This is a genomic window from Streptosporangium sp. NPDC001681, from assembly GCF_040298085.1.
Lineage (GTDB): Bacteria > Actinomycetota > Actinomycetes > Streptosporangiales > Streptosporangiaceae > Streptosporangium.
The window spans coordinates 1-1,283 of record NZ_JBEOZN010000326.1; the positions used below are offsets into that span (position 1 = coordinate 1).

1 rRNA gene is annotated in these 1,283 nt (G+C 57.0%); it reads left to right on the forward strand.

Annotated elements, in window-relative coordinates:
* A 23S ribosomal RNA gene (locus ABT130_RS47630) occupies positions 1-1,283 on the forward strand; the annotation flags it as partial.

A 1,283-nucleotide genomic window follows, 5' to 3' on the forward strand; every position in this document is an offset into this window, starting at 1 on the left:
CTGAGATGTGATGCCGAGCCGATTGTGGCGAAGTGGGTGATCCTATGCTGCCGAGAAAAGCCTCTAGTGAGTGTCGTGGCGGCCCGTACCCTAAACCGACTCAGGTGGTCAGGTAGAGAATACTAAGGCGATCGGGTGAACTGTGGTTAAGGAACTCGGCAAATTGCCCCCGTAACTTCGGGAGAAGGGGGGCCTTCGCTGGTGACGAACTTTGCGTTCTGAGCTGGTGGGGGTCGCAGAGGCCAGGGGGAAGCGACTGTTTACTAAAAACACAGGTCCGTGCGAAGTCGTAAGACGATGTATACGGACTGACGCCTGCCCGGTGCTGGAACGTTAAGGGGACCGGTTAGTCGCACTTGTGTGGCGAAGCTGAGAACTTAAGCGCCAGTAAACGGCGGTGGTAACTATAACCATCCTAAGGTAGCGAAATTCCTTGTCGGGTAAGTTCCGACCTGCACGAATGGCGTAACGACTTCCCCGCTGTCTCAACCGCAGACCCGGCGAAATTGCACTACGAGTAAAGATGCTCGTTACGCGCAGCAGGACGGAAAGACCCCGGGACCTTCACTATAGCTTGACATTGGCGTTTGGAGCGTCTTGTGTAGGATAGGTGGGAGACGGTGAAGCCATCACGCTAGTGGTGGTGGAGTCATTGGTGAAATACCACTCTGGTCGTTTTGAACGTCTAACTTCGGTCCGTGATCCGGATCAGGGACAGTGTCTGGTGGGTAGTTTAACTGGGGCGGTTGCCTCCTAAAGAGTAACGGAGGCGCCCAAAGGTTCCCTCAGCCTGGTTGGCAATCAGGTGTCGAGTGTAAGTGCACAAGGGAGCTTGACTGTGAGACCGACGGGTCGAGCAGGAGCGAAAGCTGGGACTAGTGATCCGGCGGTGGCATGTGGAAGCGCCGTCGCTCAACGGCTAAAAGGTACCCCGGGGATAACAGGCTGATCTTCCCCAAGAGTCCATATCGACGGGATGGTTTGGCACCTCGATGTCGGCTCGTCGCATCCTGGGGCTGGAGTAGGTCCCAAGGGTTGGGCTGTTCGCCCATTAAAGCGGCACGCGAGCTGGGTTTAGAACGTCGCGAGACAGTTCGGTCCCTATCCGCTGCGCGCGCAGGAGACTTGAAAGGAGCTGTCCCTAGTACGAGAGGACCGGGACGGACGAACCTCTGGTGTGCCAGTTGTTCCGCCAGGAGCACGGCTGGTTGGCTACGTTCGGAAGGGATAACCGCTGAAAGCATCTAAGCGGGAAGCTCGCCTTGAGATGAGGTCTCCCACCC